Below are 17572 nucleotides of genomic sequence, written 5' to 3' on the forward strand. Positions count from 1 at the left end.
GCCCCGACGTCCGCACCCACGTCGGCAGCGACGCGCGGGCCCGCCGCGACTCGGGGCGGCTCCGCGCGCCAGCAGGGCGAGTCCTCGGGCGAGGCGCCGTCCGCGAGCAGCTCGGCCAGTGCCGGGGCGCTCACGGGTGCCCGGCTGACGCCGCCCCCGTCGACGTCGTCGTCCCAGCCGCTCCCGACGCTCGACGACCTCCTCGCCGCGCGGCACCCCGCCGCGTCCGTGGGCCCCGCTGAGCACGGATGGCGCGCGGGCGTCCGACGCGTGACCTTCGGCGGCATCTCCCCGGGCCCCGGCCGCGTGGAGCGCCGTCGTCGCATCGCGTCGGCCTCCGTGCGACGCACCCTGGACGGGCCGAAGACGATCGTCGTGATCAACCCCAAGGGTGGGGCGCACAAGACGACCGCGACGATGCTGCTCGCCGCGACGTTCGGGCTGCAGCGCGGCGGGTACACGCTCGCGTGGGACAACAACGAGACCCGCGGCACGCTCGGCTGGCGCTCGTCGCACGCCGACCACACCCGAACCGCCGTCGACCTCCTCAACGCGCTGCCCGCCCTCGGGACCGAGGGCACCGTCCGGATCGGCGACCTCGACGGGTTCGTGCGGACGCAGCCCAGCGAGCAGTTCGACGTCCTCGCATCGGACGAGAACTCGGCCTCGGCGTCGTCCGTCGACGCCGACTCGTTCACGTCGCTGCACCAGGTGCTCTCGCGCTTCTACCGGGTCCTGGTGATCGACACCGGGAACAACATGCGCGCCTCGAACTGGCAGGCCGCCGTCGCCGCCGCCGACCAGATCGTCGTCGTCTCGACCGTGCGCGAAGACACGGCACAGTCGGCCGCCTGGGCTCTCGACGCGCTCCGCGCGACCGGTCACGACGAGGCCGTGCGCCGCGCGGTGACCGTGCTCTCGGCGCCGGAACCGAAGGTCGACAAGGACCTGCAGAAGCGACTCAGGTCCCACTTCGGGGCGCTGACACGTGCGGTGATCGACGTACCGCACGACAAGGCCCTCGTCGCGGGCGGCCCCATCGACTACGAGGCGTTGAACACCACGACCCGCGATGCCTGGCTCCGCGTCACCGCGGTGGTCGCCGACGGCCTCTGAGGCCCTCGCCATCGTTCGCCGCCGCACGTCGGGTGTACGTCACCGCTCGACGAGTCGCGCCTGTCGCGATGTTTCTCGACGAGCAGTGCCGGCCGTCGCTTCTCGACCAGTCGTGCTTGTCATCGCTTCTCGACCAGTCGTGCCCGTCATCGCTCCTCGGCGAGCCGAGCTAGCCATCGTTTGTGGACCAGTCGTGCTGGTCGTCGCTCCTCGGCGAGCTCAAGCGCTCGACAGAACCTAGAACGGCGGCGGTCCCGGGTCTGGTGCGTGCACGGGCAGGACCACTGCGCGACGCCTGCGTCGCCGACCGGTGCGCTCGACCGCGCCATCGTTTCCGGGAACGACGAGGTAGCGCACCCCGGCAGGTGTGACCCACTCGAACTTCCCCGGGCTCGGTTGGGTGAGCCGGTGGCCGCCCTCGGTCTTGAGCCGATGATCGCGTCGGCACACCGGGCCGAGATTGCCGGCTGAGGTCGTCCCGCCGCGGCCGGCGGGATCGCGAAACTCGATCGTGTGGTCGAGGTCGCACTGCTCAGCGCTGGCCGAGCAATGAGGTCGGACGCACTGCTTGTCGCGCTGACGGACATGGTCGGCCAGGTCGGCGGGTGGCCGGTACCGGGTCCTACCCACGTCGAGGACGGCGCCGCTGGTCGGGTCCGTCACCAGGCGCCGCCACACGCCGCCGCGAGCGAGGGCGCGAGCCTGCGCGGCCTGCAGCGGGCCGTAGCCGTCGAGCTCCGCGGGATCCTCGTCGAGACCGAGCAGCGTCGAGAGCGCCACGGTGACGTTGACCTGGATCCTCGGTCGGCGCACGCGCGGTGCCGGTGCGTCGTCCGTCGGCGAGTCGCCGGGCGTGCCCATGCTGGTGGAATCCGCGGGATGTCTGACCTGCGGCGCATGCGTGCATCCCGCGCGGCCCGTGAGGATGTCGACGAGCGTGTCGGCGCGCAGCTGGTCGAGCGTGCGCGGGTCGCCCGCCGACCGTGCCGTGCGCGCTGTGGCCTCGAGGAGGGTGTCGATCTCGACCGCCGACTCCGCGGGCAGGACGGCCCACATGCCCGCCATACCGTCCGGAAGTCGGCGCGGGCGGTCGACGCGCCTGTCTGTGCGAGCGGCGCGGTGGGGTGCGGCTGCGTCGGCGGGCGAGATAGCCAGGAGTACCCGCTCGACGTCGGATGCGAGCTGCCGCGGCGTCCGCAGGTCGGCCCGCGGCAGGACCTCGGCCTGGACGGCGTCGGCGAGGTCAGGTGCGGCGTTCCACAGCCGATCGATGAGGACCAGCGCCTTGGGCGTGTCGATCTCCCCTGCCGCCAGCGCGTCGGCGGTCGCCAGCATCGGGCCGTTGAGCGCGCGACCGTTGCGCACCATCTGGGCGCCGGCTCGGCGCGACCAGGCCAGACGCATCGCGATCTCGTCGCCGGCCGTGCACGACAGGTCCGTCCTCGCGGCCTGGTGCGGCCACGACGGGTTCATCGAGGCTCGATCCGCCAGCGACGCGGCCGCCCGGGCGGCGCCGAGGAACACCCAAGACGCGAGCCGCTGCCAGGCGGCGACCAGCTCGACGAGGCCTTCGTCGTCAAGCGCGTCTCGGTCGATCATCTGGAGGATCGCGGCCAGCTCCGGTCCCGCATCGGTGAGCTGCGCGTCGGTCGGGCTGTAGTCGGGCCGGGTCAGGAAGTCCTCCGCGTGCTCGACCACGTCGCCCGCGGCGATGTAGCGCTCGGGGTCGAGCATCGCGAGCGAGATCGGGCTCGCCAGCCACAGATCCCCGTCCGATGCCCAGTCCGGATCTGGACCCGATCGGGGTGCCCCCGCCGACGCCGTTGAACCGAGGTCCGTCAGCTCGCCATCCGCCGTAGTCCCCGAGTACGCGGAACCCACCCACCACGCTGCTTCGGTCGGGGCCGCCGCCTCGACGGGCAGCCAAGACTCGGCCCTAAGAGGCCGGGCGATCGTGGAGGAATCGAACATACGTACGAATCTATCGGACGCCACTGACACTCGGGGGTGGCGGGATGCGCCTGTGGAGGGGCGCCGCCCACCGAGGGGCTGAGGTCGGCTCAGTGTGTGCAAGGCGTGGTGCCGGCGAACCTCGGTGCGCTGCCCGGTGCCGCGCCGTGGCGCGCGTGTCTGTCAGCAAATATGGGGAACGACCAACCTGCGCACGACACGGCGTCGCGGTCGCGAGTGCGGTCGGGTTCGCGCGAGCCGCGCGAAAACGGCGTGCGCTTCCACGGAGCTCTCGGGCCGCTCGAATACAGATCCGATCAGTGGTGCAAGATCGCGTGCTCACGCGACAGAGTGCAGGTGTAGGCCTTCGCCCGACCACGAACACACCAGGAGCACTGTGCCGTCGCCGACACCGAGTACGCCCGACCTCGAGCCGGACGACCCGAGGCTCGACGAGCGCGCGAGTGTGTTCGACGACGACGACGACCGCGGCCACGAGGGCGAGGGTGCGACCGACCCGAGCCTCGGGAACGCGGCTGAGGCCGACGCGAGCGCCGGAGACGGGGACGCGACCGACCTGAGCCCCCGAGACGGTGCAGGGGCCGAGCAGGCCGCGGCCGGCCACGACCCGAGCCACGACGCCGCCTGGTTCGAGACCGTGGTCCGGGCGCACGCGTCGGCGGTGTACCGGTTCGTCGCGCGGCGGGCCGGCCGCGACGAGGCCGAGGACCTGACGGCGGACGTGCTCGCGGTCGCGTGGCGCCGGCGGGGTGACGTGCCGGACGGGGCGGAGCTGCCGTGGCTGTACCGGACGGCGGGCTTCGTCGTCGCGAACCATCGTCGCAAGGGTCGGCCCATCCCGGTGGGGGACGTCCCCGACGAGATCGACGCGGACGACCCGGCGGTGCGCGCGGTGCAGGACGAGCGGGTGCGTGAGGTGCTCGGTCGTCTGAGCGCGCGGGATCGCCAGATCCTGCTGCTCAACGCGTGGGAGGGCCTGACCGGCGATGCGCTGGCCGAGGTGCTCGGGATCGGTCGGGGTGGCGCGGACGCGGCGCTGAGCCGTGCACGTGCCCGGCTGCGCGAGGCGTGGGCGCTCGCCGAGGCCTGACGGGTCCGACCGCGGGTGGACCAGTGCGCGCCGACGAGCACGCGATCCGACGCGTCGCGGAGCTGAGCAAGCGCGACGGGGGTTGCGCGCGCCACGGGCTGCCGCATCGCCGATCACCGCGACGTGCAAGCCGCGCCGCGGTCGGGACATAGGTGGGGTAGAGAGCACCGCACCGACCCAGGAGGCAGGACCGTGGACGACCACACCGAGCACGAGACCCCCGACGCGACGACGCCCGACACCGACGTCGCGTTCGCCCGGCTCCAGGCCGCGGACCCGGCGGTCGGGAGCGAGCCCGACCTCGCCCGCCTCACGGCAGCCGTCTCGGAGCGCACGGGTGTCGACGTGACGAGCACGGCCGCCCCGGTCGACGAGCTCGCCGCGCGGCGCAACCGCCGCTCGCCCCGCTGGCTGCAGGTCGCGGCGGCGGTCGCGGGAGTCGCGATCATCGGCGGCGGCAGCTACGCGTACGGCCTCAACAACGCCCCGGAGACGGTGACCGCCGCGCCGGCGATCTCGCTGGACGGCGGTGGCCGCGACGCGGCGGCCCCGGAGGTGGCGTCGGCGGCGGGCGGCGGCGTCGCAATGGACCAGTCGAAGATGATGTACCCCTGGTACGGCGGCCGCACGGTGTTCACTGCGAGCGGGCTGTCGACCGACGGTGGCTCGGGGAAGGCCTGGGGCTTCGACGCGGAGGGCGCGTTCTCGCAGGAGACGATCGTCGCGGCCGCGGCGGCTCTCGGGGTGTCCGGTCAGCCGCGGCAGGAGTACGGCTCGTGGTCCGTCGGCACCAACGACGGCACCGGACCGTCGGTGTCGCTCTCGCCGGACGGCCTCGCGAGCCTCTCCTACTACGACCCGACGCGGGACCCGTGGAGCTGCGGCAGCGTGACGACCGGCAAGGAGCCCGCGACGGACTCGGCGGCCGGCACGGCGGACTCCCCGGTCGGCCCGGACCGGCCGGACTGCACGACGGCGGCCGCGGCACCGACGGGCGACGCCGCGATCGCACAGGCCAAGGACATCCTCGCGGCGGTCGGCGTCGACACGGACGCCTACCAGTACGAGGCGTCCACCGACCCGAGCAGCCCGCAGGTCACCAACGTCACGGCCAGCCAGGTGGTCGACGGTCAGCAGACCGGCGTCACCGCGAGCGTCACGGTGGTCGCCGACGGCGTCCAGTCGCTGTACGCGCCGCTCGCGCCGATGGTCGAGCTGGGCTCGTACGACGTCGTCAGCCCGACCGAGGCCGTCGCGCGGCTGGGCGACCCGCGGTTCGGCGTCTCGGGCGGGGGTGGCGTGATGCCGCTCGCGGCCGAGGGCATGCGCACCGCCGACGACTCCGTGGCGTCCGCGCCGTCCGACCCGACCGTGCCCGCCACCCCGACCGCCGGCAGCCCGCTGGCCTGGCCGGTCCAGCAGGTCACTCTGGTCTCCGCCCGCCTGGGGGTCGCCCTGACCACGTTGCCGACGGGGGCGTCGGTGCTGGTCCCGACCTACGAGCTCGCCGACTCCGACGGCGTCACGTGGAGCGTCATCGCGGTCGTGGACGACCAGCTGGACTTCGCGCCCGTCGGCTGACGGGCGAGCGGGAGCCTGGTCACAGAGCACGAAGGCCGGCCGGCGTCGGAGGGACGCCGACCGGCCTTCGTCATGCCCGGCGGCCGACGAGGGGCCTGACCGCCGGCGGGTGTGCGTGCGAGCGTGCGAGCCTCAGGCGCTCACGTAGCAGTACAGCGTGTCGCCGCGCTCGCGCGCCCCTCGGGCGAGGTCGGCGAGGCGGGCGAGGAAGCCCGCGAGCGGCGCCGGGTCGGCCTCGCCCCAGAACTCCTCCGTCTGCGACCACGGCAGCGCCGCGGCGGCGAGGGTGTCCGGGTCCGCGTCGGAGAGCGCGGCGGTGAGGGTCGGCGTCAGGCGCACGACGAGCCGGTGCCCGCCGTCCCGCTCGGCGACGACGTTGCCCTCCTCGAGGCCCTCGATCACGTCGTCGTAGGTACGCCCCGTGAGGATCTCCTCGAGGGTCGCCAGCTGGACGACCGGCTCGATCCCGCCGCCGTCGACGGTGGGGTAGGCCACCGCCGCCCCGGCGGGCGCGCGGACCGGCTCCGCCTTGTGACGGAAGAGTCCGCGCTTCGTCGGCACCGGCGCGCCGGTCGCGTCGGCTGGGCCGCCGAGCCGGTCGACGACGACGGCGGCCGCGGCGTCGGACGGAGCGGCGAAGTACTCGCACAGCAGGCTCATGGTGGCGATCCTGGCAGCGATCGCGACGCCGCGCGCAGGGTTCGGGCACGCGGGTCCGCCGCCCTCGTCGGCGGTTCCTGCCAGACTCGCCGCATGGCCGAACGCACCGAGAAGCTCCTGCTGCTGGACACCGCGTCCCTGTACTTCCGCGCGTACTTCGGGGTCCCCGAGTCGATCAAGGCGCCCGACGGCACACCGGTCAACGCGGTCCGCGGGCTGCTCGACATGATCGCGACGCTGGTCACGGTCCACCGGCCCACGCGCCTGGTCATGTGCTGGGACGACGACTGGCGGCCGCAGTTCCGGGTGGACGCCATCCCCTCGTACAAGGCCCACCGCGTGGCGGTCGAGGTGCCGGGGACCACCGGCGTCGAGGAGGTCCCCGACACCCTGTCGCCGCAGGTGCCGATCATCGTCGAGGTGCTCGCGGCGCTCGGTATCGCCCGGGTCGGCGTGCCGGGCTACGAGGCCGACGACGTCATCGGCACGCTCGTCGCGCGCGAGGTGGCCAAGAAGGACCCGGCCGCCGTCGACGTCATCACCGGCGACCGGGACCTGTTCCAGCTGGTCGACGACGAGGTCCCCGTCCGGGTGCTCTACACCATCCGCGGCATCCGGGACCTGACGGCCGTCGACCAGACGCTGCTGAAGGAGAAGTACGCGGTCTCGTCCGGCGCCGGCTACGCCGACATGGCCGTGCTGCGCGGGGACCCGAGCGACGGCCTGCCGGGCGTGCCCGGCATAGGCGAGAAGACGGCCGCGCAGCTGGTGCACCGGTACGGCTCGCTGCAGGGGATCCTCGCCGCGCGCGACGCGGGCGACCCGGGGCTCACGGTGACGCAGCGCCGGCGGCTGACCGAGGCTGCGCCGTACCTCGAGGTCGCCCCTGCGGTGGTCCGGGTGGCGCCCGACGCGCCCGTGGGGGACATCGACGACAGGCTGCCGCACGTCGTCGCGGACGCCGAGGCGCTCGTCGCCCTGGCCGAGCGGTGGGGGCTCTCGTCGAGCGTGAAGCGGGTGGTGGACGCGCTCGCCCTGGGGTGATCGCGTGTCCCTCGATCGGGTGAACTGCGCCGAACGGGTGGAAGTCGGACGTATCAGACATGGACAGGCGTCCTCCTGCTGGGACGTGCGTTACCGACCGGTAGCCACGACCCCGCCGGAGATCACCGGCACCGCGCCCCGACCCGGGGTCCCGATCGGAAAGGCACGTCCATGTCCTCCGTCCCCACCCTGACGTCCACGGGCAAGAAGCACCCCGCGGCCCGGACGTCGGCTCCCGTCCCGAGCAACACGTTCTCCCGGCCCGCCGCACCCGCCACCTCGGTGGTGGACCGGGCGGTCTCGGGCCTGGCGACCGTGCTGACCCGGCACTCGATCACCGCGCTGCGGATCAGCCTCGGGCTCGTCTTCCTGGGCTTCGGTCTCCTGAAGTTCTTCCCGGGCATGAGCCCCGCGGCGGAGCTGGCCGAGCGCACGATCGGCACGCTGACCCTGGGCCACGTCGGCCCGACCGCGGCGCTGCTCCTCACCGCGACCATGGAGACCGTCATCGGGCTCACGCTGGTCACGGGCCTGTTCCTGCGCACCGGGCTGGTGATCCTGGCAGGCGCGCTGGTCGGCATCATGTCGCCGATCGTGCTCTTCTACGGCGAGCTCTTCCCCGCCGGCGGACCGACCCTCACGGGTCAGTACGTGGTCAAGGACATCGTCCTCGCCTGCGCGGGTGCGGTCGTCGGAGCCGCGGCGCTCGGCGCGCGACTCCGTCTCCCGCAGGAGTGAGCCGTCAGTCGTTCACGAAGACGTCGGGGCCTGCCTCGCGCCAGCCGTCCGCGGCGGCCGGGGCGGGCCCCGACGCTGCTACGACGAACATCGTGTCGTCGACGGCGATCCGGGCCGTCGGCGTCGCCGCCGCGCAGCTCACCAGCGGCAGCTCTCCCGACTGGACCGTCACCACGCAGAGCTTCCCGGAGACCCCGACCGCCGCGTAGTGCCGGCCCGTCGATGTCTCCGCGAGGAACCGGGTCGTGTGCGGATCCACGCCGAGGCCGGACAGGTCGTCGGACGACAACCGGTCGGTGGACGTCTGCTCGGCGGCGAACACCGGCAGCAGGCTCGACGCCTCGACGGCCGACCCGGCGGCCACGGGGCCCCCGCGCGCCCACACGAAGCCCACGACCACCAGGACGGCCGCGGCCGCCAGCACGACGGCGGTGAGCACGCCGGAACGGCGCCGTGCGGCATCGACTCCACGGAAGTCGTGGAACGCGTCGGTGAAGAGGTCCGTGTCGTCGAACGTCGTCATATCGTGCACATCGGCCGGAACGGCGGGTCACGTGAGCACTTGTGCACCGAATGACCCCGTTCGGGTGCAGCGACCACCCGCCGGCAGGGCAGAATCACCTCCCGTGATCACGGTCAGCACGGACGGCTCCTGCCTGCGCAACCCCGGCGGGGCGATCGGCTGGGCGTGGGCAAACCACGACGGCACCAGCGCCAGCGGCGGCCACGCGTCCGGCACCAACCAGATCGCCGAGCTCATGGCCGTCCTCGAGGCCGTCCGTGCCCACCCCGGCGACGAGCCGCTGGTGATCCAGGCCGACTCGCAGTACGCGATCAAGTGCTCGTCCGAGTGGGTGCACGGCTGGAAGCGCAAGGGCTGGCGCACGGCCGCCGGCGGACCCGTGCAGAACCTCGCGCTCATCCAGGCCATCGAGCAGGCCATCGCGGAACGGTCCGGTGCGGTGACGTTCGTCTGGGTGCGCGGCCACCGCGGCGACGAGTTCAACGAGCGTGCCGACGAGCTCGCGGGGATCGCGGCCCGCGGCGTGCGCGACGGCGCCCCGGCGAACGCGGCGCCGGTGCTGCCGGTGCCGGCGTCGACCCCGGTCCCGGCTGCCGCGCACGTCCGTGCCGCCGTCGTCGCCGAGCCGGACGTCCTCTTCTAGACCGCCCGGTCTCGTCGAGCCGCTCAGTGCGGCTGACGCTCCGAGGCCAGGATCGCGAGGGCCCCGCCGGCCGCCTCGTGGACGTACTCGGCCACCCAGCCGACGGGTGCCTCGCCCCAGCTCTTGGCGACCGCGGCCAACGGGAAGACCACCAGGTCGTGCTCCGGGTGCGTCAGCACCAGCTCGGGCGCGCCGTCGCCGTGCGCGGAGCCCCACACCAGCCCGGGCACGCGCTGCGCCACCAGGTCACCCACGGACACGCCGAACGCGTGCACCAGGGACTCGGGGTCGGTGCGGTCCGATGACTGCAGCCAGATCGCCTGGACCCGGTCGAACAGGTCGCCGAGCGACTGCGTGTCCACGGTGCCCGCGCACAGGCCGGTGATGATCTCGCGGTGCTGCGCGGTCCAGACGATCTCGGCGGCGTTCAGCGGTTCGACCCGCACGGAGCGGCTCTCGTCCGCGGGGGTGTGCGGGTGCGGCACCACCGACCCGTCGGACGGTCTCGCTGCGCGTCGGAACAATCCCATGCCCCTGGTATCGACCCCGCGGCGGCGGTGCTTGACCCGCACAGTGGCTGAATCGTCGCGGAGCGTCGCCGGACGCGCGAGGGCCGCGCCGACCGGGTGGTCGACGCGGCCCTCGGCTCGCTACCGGCTAGTGCCGGGTCAGTGCCTGACCACCAGCGCGTGGGCGGTGACGGTCGGGTAGTAGCCGCCGTCGCCCTGGTAGGTCGCGATGACCAGGCCGGAGTGCTGGACGGCCGGGAGGGTCACCTTCGCGACCCCGTCGGTCAGCGGCACGGTGGCCACCTTCTGCAGGCCGACCATCACGACGACCGAGCCGGTGGGCACCGGTGCACCCTTGGCGCCGGACACCTTGATGGTCACCACGGGCTTGGCGCCATGGGAGACCGTCCACGACGGGGTCGTCATCGAGGCCTTCGCCTGCACCTTGGTGACGGTGTACCACCGCTGGGCCTGCGAGCCGGCCACGTCGGCGTTGCCGCTGTAGACCGCCGTGAGGTGGTGGTTCCCGGACCTCAGGTTGCCCGGGATCACCACGTCGGCGACGCCCCGCAGGCCGGTCACGACGAGTGTGCCGGTGGCGACGGTGACCGCGCCGTCCTTGATCTCGACGGTGCCTGTCGGCGGTGCGGTCGCGCCCTTGACCACGATCGCTGCCTTCGTCGTCTGCCCGTAGGGGGCGGACGTGCGGGCCAGGGTGAACGTGGTGGTCGAGGTCGACTGGGCGATCTCGACCGTGACGGCCTCCGACGTGGACGGCGCGTAGGTGCTGCCCGCGTCCGGTACGAAGGCCGCGGTCAGCGAGTGCGACCCGACGCCGAGCTTCACCTTCACGGTCGCCTTGCCGTACGTGACGGCGGACGAGCCGATCGGGGTGGTCCCGTCGAGGAACGTGACCGTGCCGGTGGCCTCGGCCGGGGCGACGGTGGCCGTGAGCGTCTGCTCCTGGCCGGCCGACGTCCCGCCGGTGACCGCGAGGGTCGTGGTCGTCGGCGTCGCCGGCTCGCCCGTCTTCACCTGCACGACCGTGAAGGCGCCGGTGTCGCCGTAGCTGACCAGGCCGAGGTACGTCGTCCGGGGAGCGAGGTCAGCCCACGACGCCGTGTACGTCACCGGCACGCCCTGCACACCGGACAGCACCTCCGGGTCGAGCACCAGCGGCGCCCCACCCTCGAGCACCGAGGTGGCCGTGAGGTCCCACGCCACGCCGTCCTCCGCGTTGAAGACGTCCACGACGACCCGGTAGGTCGCCGCGTCGGGAGCCGGGATGTCGACCCGCTCGTCGCCCGAGGCTGTCGCCGACTGCCAGAGCGTGATCGGGTTCCCGGCGGCGTTGAGCTGGTAGACGAACAGGTCGAGGTCGGACGTCTCGTCGAGAGCGTCGAGGTCGAACCGGGCCAGCGCCGTGCCCTCCGGGACGGTGACGAGGTACTCCGCGCCGTCGCCCGTGGAACCCGAACCGCTGTGCTCGGTCTCGGTGCCCGTCGGGTCCGCCAGCAGCTCACCGGCGGAGAGGCCGGTGGTCGTCAGCGGGATGTCGCCCGTGAAGCCGGGCGTCACCTCGACCGGAACCGATCCCGTGACCCCTTCACCCTCCACGGAGTCCGGAGCCAGGATGGCGACGGGCTGGACGGCGACGGGGCTGCGCACGGCGGTCTCCCCCGAGGTCCACGTGAGCGAGCCGGTCGTGAACTCGTCGAGCGGTGCGTCGGTGCGAGTGAACGTCACGGTGAACGTCTTCGCCTCGCCGGCGGCCCCGAACGTCAGGGTCGACGGCTCGACCACCGTGTCGATGCCCGCGAGCCCCTGCACCGAGGAGGTGAAGGTGCCCGCCTGCGTCGACGTGACGGTGCGGGTGATCGTCTGGCTCGCCGTGAGGCTGCCGATGCCGATCGAGGCGAGGTTGAGGTCGCTCGCGTCGATCGGGTCGACGGGCACGCCGTAGCCCTGCCCACCGAGGTACGCGTACCAGTCGGGCAGGCCGTTGAGGTAGAGCAGACCCGGCTCGAAGAACTTCGTCGGGTCGACGTGCCCGGCGCCCTGGGCGAACGGGTCGGTGACCGCGTCGCCCTCGGCGTCGACCGTGTCGTACGCGGTCGTCATCATCGCGGACTTGATCTCGGAGGGCGCCGCGTTGGGCCGCTCGCCGAGGTACAGGGCCGCGAGGCCCGCGATGTGCGGGGACGCCATGGACGTGCCGCTGAGGAACTCGAACGTGGGCTCGGCGCCCTCGGCGTTGGCACCGGCGGCAAGGATGGACACGCCGGGAGCGGCGATGTCCGGCTTGATGATGTCGCTGCCGCCGGCCAGGATCGGGCCGCGCGAGGAGAAGCCGGCGACCTGGGGGACCGGCGGCGTCGTGCCGAGCTCGTTGCCGGTGGTGAAGGTCGCCGTGGCACCCGGGGTGGCCGCGTAGGCGACGACCGCGTCGTGGTAGACGTTGCTCAGGTGCACGGTCGGGACCGAGTGGAAGTCGGTGTCGATCGAGCCCGGCGTCACGTTGACCAGCACCATGCCGATGCCACCCACGCGCGCCACCTCGGCCGACTTCGCGACGCGGTCGTAGACCCCGCGCTCGCAGACGATGATCGTGTCGGGCTGGACGAGCGCCGGGTCGAGCGAGCCGGGCGCGCAGAGCCTGGCGTCGGTGCCGCCCGCCAGGGCGACCGCCGTGGAGTTCACCAGCGCACCGGTGAGCGGCTCGGCCGCCGGGTCCATGTTCACGGTGATCGACGCACCCGCGAAGGCCTGGCCGTCACCGAGGGTGACCGTGGCCTCGTAGCTGGGGATCGTGGACGCGGCCACGGAGGTGTACCAGGGGGAGGCGTGGTCGGCCGTCGACGGCCCGGGGCCGGCGTTGCCCGCGGAGACCGCGACGAAGATGCCGGCCGATGCGGCGCCGAGGAACGCGTAGTCCTCCGGCCCGAGGACGGTCGTGGCCGCCCCGCCGCCGATGGAGAAGTTGATGACGTCGACCCCGTCCGCGACCGCCTGGTCGATGGCGGCGAGGATGTCGGAGTTCGCGCAGCCGTCGTCCGTGGTCACTGCAGGGTCCGGACCGTTCCAGCACACCTTGTAGGCGGCGATCTTGGCCGCGGGCGCGACGCCCGTGATGGTGCCGAAGTCGATACCGCCGATCGATGTCGGCGTGCCGACGTTGCCGGCCGCCGTGCTCGCGGTGTGCGACCCGTGGCTGTCGCCGTCCCGCGGGGAGACGTACTCGCCGGTGGACGCGTCGCCGATGTTCGCGGCGCCGTACCCGTCGAGGTAGTAGCGCGCGCTGACGATCTTGGTCGAGCAGTCGTCCGCGGTGAACTGCTCGCCGGTCTGGCAGACGCCGTGGAAGACGTTGCCGTCACTCTTCTGGAAGTTGATCGTGTCGCCGGTGAGGTAGGGGTCGGCACCGGGCGTCGTGCCCAGCGGGCTGCCCGCGAAGGCGGGGTTCTCGGGCGCGATGCCCGTGTCGAGCACGCCGAGGACGACGCCGTCGCCGGCCTGGTCGGCTCCGCCGATGGACTCCCAGACCCCGCCGGGCCCGTCGAGCCCGAGGAACGACGTGGAGGGCTCCGCGGTGATGTGCTTGAGCTCGTCCGGGACGACCGAGATCACGTCGGGGTTGGCCTGGAGCTCGGCTGCCTGCGTCGCGCTCAGGTCCGCTGCGAACCCGTTGAGGGCGAGCGTGTACGAGGCGTCGATCGAGACGCCGGCCGCGTCGGCGACCTCCTGCTGCTTGTCGGTGAGGTACTCGCCGTAGCTCTTCGCGGGCGCCTTCCGGGCGTTGAGCTGGTCGCCCTCGGCCGGCTTCGTCGCCGCGAAGCCGCTCACGCCGCCGTCGTAGGTGGCGACGGCCTCGTCGGCGAGGGTGACGATGTAGCGACCCGCCTCGAACGAGATCGGACCTGCGGACTTCGCGCTCCCCACGCCCCCCGCCGGTGGTGGTGCCGCCGACGCCGCGCCGGCCCCGAGGAATGCGGTGCTGATCGCGACGGACAGGGCGGTGACGGCTGCGAGAACGGGTCGACGTGGCATGTGCGCATCCCTGGTTCGAGGAGGATCGACAGGCGAGCGCTGCCCGACGTGACGGTAGTCACAGGGCGGCGCACGCCCAGCGCACGTTACTGGCAGGTACGGCATTCGTCACCTTCTGGCGAATTGATCGTTTCGTACCTGTGACCTTCGGGCTCTCAGCGCAGCGGCACGAACGAGTACGAGCCGTGCGTGCTGGTCCGCGTCCGCCCGTCGCGCCGGACCACGAGATGCATGGTCGAGCGCACCGGGATGACCAGGCGCGCGTCGTCGCCGAGCTGGTCGACGAGGGTCGCCGGGAGCTCGCGCGGGGCGGCCGAGACGAGGATCCGGTCCCAGCCGCCCTCGATGGGCCGCCCCAGGACGCCCGGCGTCGCCTGCTCGATCGACGCCCACGGCATCCCGCAGGCGTCGAGGTTCGCCGACCCCCATGCGGCGAGCTCGGGGTCGAGCTCGAGCCCCAGCACCCGACCCCGCGGCCCGACCAGCCGCGCCAGCAGGGCGGTCGTCCAGCCCGAGCCGGCACCGACGTCCAGCACGCGCGCGCCCTCCGGCACCTCCAGGAGCTCGAGCATCGTCGCGACCGTGCTCGGCTGGGAGCTCGTCTGGCCGTGCCAGAGGGGCAGGGGATGGTTCTCCGCGGCACGCGCGCGCTGCTCCGCCGGGAGGAACCGCTCGCGGGCGAGCTCACGCATCGCGTCGGCCACCTCGGCGGCGCGGCCCGGGTCGGCACCCCTGCGCATGGTGTCGAGCCTACGATCGGCGCACTCACCCTGGGAGGCGTGCATGGCCGAGTACGACGTCGTGGTCGTCGGCTCCGGGTTCGGCGGGTCGGTCGCGGCCCTCCGGCTCGTCGAGAAGGGCTACCGCGTCCTCGTCCTGGAGGCGGGGCGCCGGTTCACCGACGACACCCTGCCGCGCACGTCGTGGGACGTCAGCCGGTTCCTCTGGGCGCCGCGGCTGGGCTGGCTCGGCATCCAGCGCATCCACGTGCTGCCGGACGTCGTCGTGCTCGCCGGTGCCGGCGTGGGCGGCGGCTCGCTCGTCTACGCGAACACGCTCTACCAGCCGTCGTCCGACGCCTTCTACGCGGATCCGCAGTGGGCCGGCATCACGGACTGGCGCGCCGAGCTGGCGCCGTTCTACGACCAGGCGAGCCGCATGCTCGGCGTCGTCGACAACCCCACGTGCACGCCCGCCGACGACGTCGTGCGCAGGGCCGCCGACGACCTGGGCGTCGGCGCGTCGTTCCGGCTCGCCCCCGTCGGCGTCGTCTTCGGGACGCCCGGCGCGCGGGTGCCGGACCCGTTCTTCGGGGGCGCCGGGCCGGAGCGGCGCGGGTGCCTCGAGTGCGGCGAGTGCATGACGGGCTGCCGCCACGGCGCGAAGAACACCTTGCCGACGAACTACCTGTACCTGGCCGAGCGCGCCGGCGCGCGGGTCGTCGCCGAGACCACGGTGACGTCGATCCGGCCCCGTGGCCAGGAGTGGGAGATCCGGACCACGCGCACGGGACGCCGCACGCGGCGCACGGTGACGGCCGCGCAGGTGGTCGTCGCCGCCGGGACGTGGGGCACCCAGGAGCTGCTGCACCGGATGAAGGCCGACGGCACGCTGCCCGCCCTCTCGGACCGGCTCGGCGCGCTCACCCGGACCAACTGCGAGTCGCTCGGCGGCGCGGCGACGCGCTGGCGCGGGTGGCGACGCCGGCCCGACATGACGCGCGGGGTCGCGATCACCTCGTCCGTGTACCTCGACGACAAGACGCACCTCGAGCCGGTGCGGTACGGGCGGGGCTCGAACCTCATGGGTCTGCTGAGCACCGTGCTGACCGACGGCGGCGGGCGGGTGCCGCGGCCGGTGCGCTGGCTGGGCAACGTCGTGCGGCACCCGGGGCAGCTGGCGTCGCTGCTGCTCGGCCTGGGCAGCTGGTCGCAGCGGACGGTCATCGGGCTCGTCATGCAGACGGGTGGGTCGTCGATCACCGTGCGACCGCGTCGGACCTGGCGCGGCACCGTCCGGCTCACCTCGGTCCCGGGCGACGGGGAGCCGAACCCCACCTGGATCCCGGCGGCCAACGCGGCGTACCGGCGGATGGCCGCGCACCTGGGCGGCTTCCCGGCCAGCAACGTCGGGGAGGTGGCCGACGTGCCGATGACGGCGCACTTCCTCGGCGGCTGCACCATCGGCTCGTCCGCCGCGACCGGCGTCGTCGACGCCTACCACCGGGCCTTCGGGTACCCGGGGCTGCACGTGGTCGACGGCTCGACGGTCTCCGCGAACCTGGGCGTGAACCCGTCGCTGACCATCACCGCGCAGGCCGAGCGGGCCTTCGCCCTGTGGCCCAACGCGGGGGAGGCCGACCCGCGCCCGGCCCTCGGGGAGCCTTACGCGAGGCTGCGGGCGGTGCGCCCGGCCCGGCCCGTGGTGCCCGCGGCGGCGCCGGGCGCGTTGCGGCTGACCGTGCTCTAGCTGGTCGGCTGCGCCGTCATCACGGAGACCACCGGGATCATGCCGGTGCGCGGCACGTCGGCCGCCGAGGGGTCCGGGACGAACTTCGGCTTGCGGCCCGGGCGCCCCCGCTCACGGCGCATCTCGATGCCCTCGAGCGTCGTCGCGCGCCACACGGCCCCGCCGTTGAGCCGGCCGTCGGGCTGCGGGAGCCACGGCACCTTGCGCGAGAGCCAGACGCGGATCGTGGCGTGCTCGACCCCCAGGCGCTCGGCGAGGCGGGCGATGTCGTAGAGGTCGTCAAGACCCCGGACGGGGGTCGGCGCAGGCGGTGGTTCGGAGGGCACGGCGGAATCGTAGCCGCCCGAAGCCTATGAATTGTGTGACGGAGCCGTGACGAGATCCACACGAGATCTCCCCCGCCCGAAACCCTCAAGTGTCCTGGACGACCGTCCGAAGAACTTAACGTGTTACGCGTGAGTAACAAGATTCCGACACGAGGTCGGCCCACCGGTGGCCGGCACGCTGCCCCGCGCCCTGCGCCGGCACGTGCCACCGCCCACCCGGCCCGCGTCGCACAGGGTGCCGTCGTCGCGGCGCTCGCCGTGAGCATGTGCGCCGTCGTCGCCGCATCGGCCAACGCGGGCGACGGTGGGAGCGCGTTCATGTCCTCCCCGTCTCTCGTCGCCAGCCAGGTCACCAAGGCCCGAGCCGGCGCCGTCGACGTCGCCACCGACGCGATCGAGGTCGCGCACACGGTGCAGACCGAGGCCTCGCAGGCGCAGATCGACGCGACGCAGCTCGCCGCTCTCGAGGCTGCGACCGCGCACCTGGACCAGCTGGTCTCCGCCGCGACGGCGGACGACCCGACGGTCGACCGGGGAGCCGCCACCTCGCGGTCCGCGGACCGCGCGGAGCCCACCGACACGGCGACGACGCCGGCCGCCGACCAGCCGACCGCCGCTGCGACGCCCGAGGCCAGCCCCGATCCCGCGACGGTCTTCGAGACGACCCCCGCGCCCGCGACCGTGCCGACGATCCCGCCGACCACCGGCAAGGAGGACTCGACGACGGCCCAGCTGCGCGAGGCGGTCGCCGCCGTCGCCACCCTCACCACGACCGTCCGCCAGAGCGCCGAGGCCAAGAAGGCCGCCGACGCCGCCGCCGCGCAGGCCGCCGCCGACGCTGCCGCCGCCCAGGCC

15 protein-coding genes are annotated in these 17572 nt (G+C 73.5%); 8 read left to right on the forward strand and 7 right to left on the reverse strand.

Annotation, left to right across the window (positions count from 1 at the left end):
* Positions 1-1116 (forward strand): MinD/ParA family ATP-binding protein (locus tag AC1DT4_RS19025; RefSeq protein WP_477091324.1); only part of this gene is annotated, 1116 nt, incomplete at its 5' end.
* 237 nt (positions 1117-1353) lie between these two features.
* Here AC1DT4_RS19025 and AC1DT4_RS19030 read toward each other — a convergent pair.
* A complete protein-coding gene (locus AC1DT4_RS19030; protein WP_477091325.1) occupies positions 1354-2850 on the reverse strand; it encodes an HNH endonuclease signature motif containing protein in 1497 nt (498 codons plus the stop codon).
* Between the two features lie 613 nt (positions 2851-3463).
* On the opposite strand from AC1DT4_RS19030, the gene AC1DT4_RS19035 reads away from it, so the two are divergent.
* Together AC1DT4_RS19035 and AC1DT4_RS19040 are read left to right on the forward strand one after the other, a co-directional pair.
* Entirely contained in the window at positions 3464-4177 is a 714-nt protein-coding gene (locus AC1DT4_RS19035) for an RNA polymerase sigma factor (protein WP_477091326.1), read from the forward strand.
* Between the two features lie 192 nt (positions 4178-4369).
* Entirely contained in the window at positions 4370-5758 is a 1389-nt protein-coding gene (locus tag AC1DT4_RS19040; RefSeq protein WP_477091327.1) for a hypothetical protein, read from the forward strand.
* A gap of 132 nt (positions 5759-5890) precedes the next feature.
* Here the strand turns inward: AC1DT4_RS19040 and AC1DT4_RS19045 are convergent, their stop codons facing one another.
* Positions 5891-6418: a hypothetical protein gene (locus tag AC1DT4_RS19045; protein WP_477091328.1), complete on the reverse strand. Its 528-nt coding sequence runs from the start codon at positions 6416-6418 to the stop codon at positions 5891-5893.
* A 93-nt stretch (positions 6419-6511) separates the two neighbouring features.
* Between AC1DT4_RS19045 and AC1DT4_RS19050 the strand changes: the two genes are divergently transcribed.
* Together AC1DT4_RS19050 and AC1DT4_RS19055 are read left to right on the forward strand one after the other, a co-directional pair.
* Positions 6512-7462, forward strand: a complete 951-nt coding sequence (locus AC1DT4_RS19050; protein WP_477091329.1) for a 5'-3' exonuclease — start codon at positions 6512-6514, stop codon at positions 7460-7462.
* Positions 7463-7633: 171 nt separating this feature from the next.
* Complete coding sequence (locus tag AC1DT4_RS19055) at positions 7634-8200, forward strand: DoxX family membrane protein (RefSeq protein ID WP_477091330.1); 567 nt, start codon at positions 7634-7636, stop codon at positions 8198-8200.
* A 4-nt stretch (positions 8201-8204) separates the two neighbouring features.
* On the opposite strand, the gene AC1DT4_RS19060 is transcribed toward AC1DT4_RS19055, so the two are convergent.
* On the reverse strand, positions 8205-8723 hold the full coding sequence (locus tag AC1DT4_RS19060; RefSeq protein WP_477091331.1) for a hypothetical protein: 519 nt from the start codon (positions 8721-8723) through the stop codon (positions 8205-8207).
* Positions 8724-8826: 103 nt separating this feature from the next.
* Here AC1DT4_RS19060 and AC1DT4_RS19065 point away from each other — a divergent pair, with 103 nt between their 5' ends.
* Positions 8827-9366: a ribonuclease H family protein gene (locus AC1DT4_RS19065; RefSeq protein WP_477091332.1), complete on the forward strand. Its 540-nt coding sequence runs from the start codon at positions 8827-8829 to the stop codon at positions 9364-9366.
* Positions 9367-9389: 23 nt separating this feature from the next.
* Here AC1DT4_RS19065 and AC1DT4_RS19070 read toward each other — a convergent pair whose 3' ends face one another.
* The 3 genes from AC1DT4_RS19070 to AC1DT4_RS19080 form a co-directional block, all read right to left on the reverse strand.
* Positions 9390-9812, reverse strand: coding sequence for a DUF3806 domain-containing protein (locus AC1DT4_RS19070; RefSeq protein WP_477091333.1), 423 nt, complete (start codon positions 9810-9812; stop codon positions 9390-9392).
* A gap of 222 nt (positions 9813-10034) precedes the next feature.
* Positions 10035-13922, reverse strand: a complete 3888-nt coding sequence (locus AC1DT4_RS19075) for a S8 family serine peptidase (RefSeq protein ID WP_477091334.1) — start codon at positions 13920-13922, stop codon at positions 10035-10037.
* A 155-nt stretch (positions 13923-14077) separates the two neighbouring features.
* On the reverse strand, positions 14078-14662 hold the full coding sequence (locus AC1DT4_RS19080; RefSeq protein WP_477091335.1) for a protein-L-isoaspartate O-methyltransferase family protein: 585 nt from the start codon (positions 14660-14662) through the stop codon (positions 14078-14080).
* 43 nt (positions 14663-14705) lie between these two features.
* Between AC1DT4_RS19080 and AC1DT4_RS19085 the strand changes: the two genes are divergently transcribed.
* A complete protein-coding gene (locus AC1DT4_RS19085) occupies positions 14706-16391 on the forward strand; it encodes an FAD-dependent oxidoreductase (RefSeq protein ID WP_477091336.1) in 1686 nt (561 codons plus the stop codon).
* Here AC1DT4_RS19085 and AC1DT4_RS19090 read toward each other — a convergent pair.
* A complete protein-coding gene (locus AC1DT4_RS19090) occupies positions 16388-16717 on the reverse strand; it encodes a hypothetical protein (RefSeq protein WP_477091337.1) in 330 nt (109 codons plus the stop codon). The genes AC1DT4_RS19085 and AC1DT4_RS19090 overlap by 4 nt on opposite strands.
* Positions 16718-16846: 129 nt before the next feature.
* On the opposite strand from AC1DT4_RS19090, the gene AC1DT4_RS19095 reads away from it, so the two are divergent.
* Positions 16847-17572, forward strand: a 726-nt coding sequence (locus AC1DT4_RS19095) for a hypothetical protein (RefSeq protein ID WP_477091338.1), incomplete at its 3' end; no start/stop codon positions are given.

It is taken from the genome of Cellulomonas sp. P4_D11 (assembly GCF_056401915.1).

Excerpts from the sequence above, each read along its gene's own strand:
- AC1DT4_RS19080 (WP_477091335.1), bottom strand. The coding sequence starts at position 14,662 with ATGCGCAGGGGTGCCGACCCGGGCCGCGCCGCCGAGGTGGCCGACGCG.
- AC1DT4_RS19045 (WP_477091328.1), bottom strand. The coding sequence starts at position 6,418 with ATGAGCCTGCTGTGCGAGTACTTCGCCGCTCCGTCCGACGCCGCGGCC.
- AC1DT4_RS19055 (WP_477091330.1), top strand. The coding sequence starts at position 7,634 with ATGTCCTCCGTCCCCACCCTGACGTCCACGGGCAAGAAGCACCCCGCG.
- AC1DT4_RS19060 (WP_477091331.1), bottom strand. The coding sequence starts at position 8,723 with ATGACGACGTTCGACGACACGGACCTCTTCACCGACGCGTTCCACGAC.
- AC1DT4_RS19085 (WP_477091336.1), top strand. The coding sequence starts at position 14,706 with ATGGCCGAGTACGACGTCGTGGTCGTCGGCTCCGGGTTCGGCGGGTCG.
- AC1DT4_RS19050 (WP_477091329.1), top strand. The coding sequence starts at position 6,512 with ATGGCCGAACGCACCGAGAAGCTCCTGCTGCTGGACACCGCGTCCCTG.
- AC1DT4_RS19075 (WP_477091334.1), bottom strand. The coding sequence starts at position 13,922 with ATGCCACGTCGACCCGTTCTCGCAGCCGTCACCGCCCTGTCCGTCGCG.
- AC1DT4_RS19030 (WP_477091325.1), bottom strand. The coding sequence starts at position 2,850 with ATGCTCGACCCCGAGCGCTACATCGCCGCGGGCGACGTGGTCGAGCAC.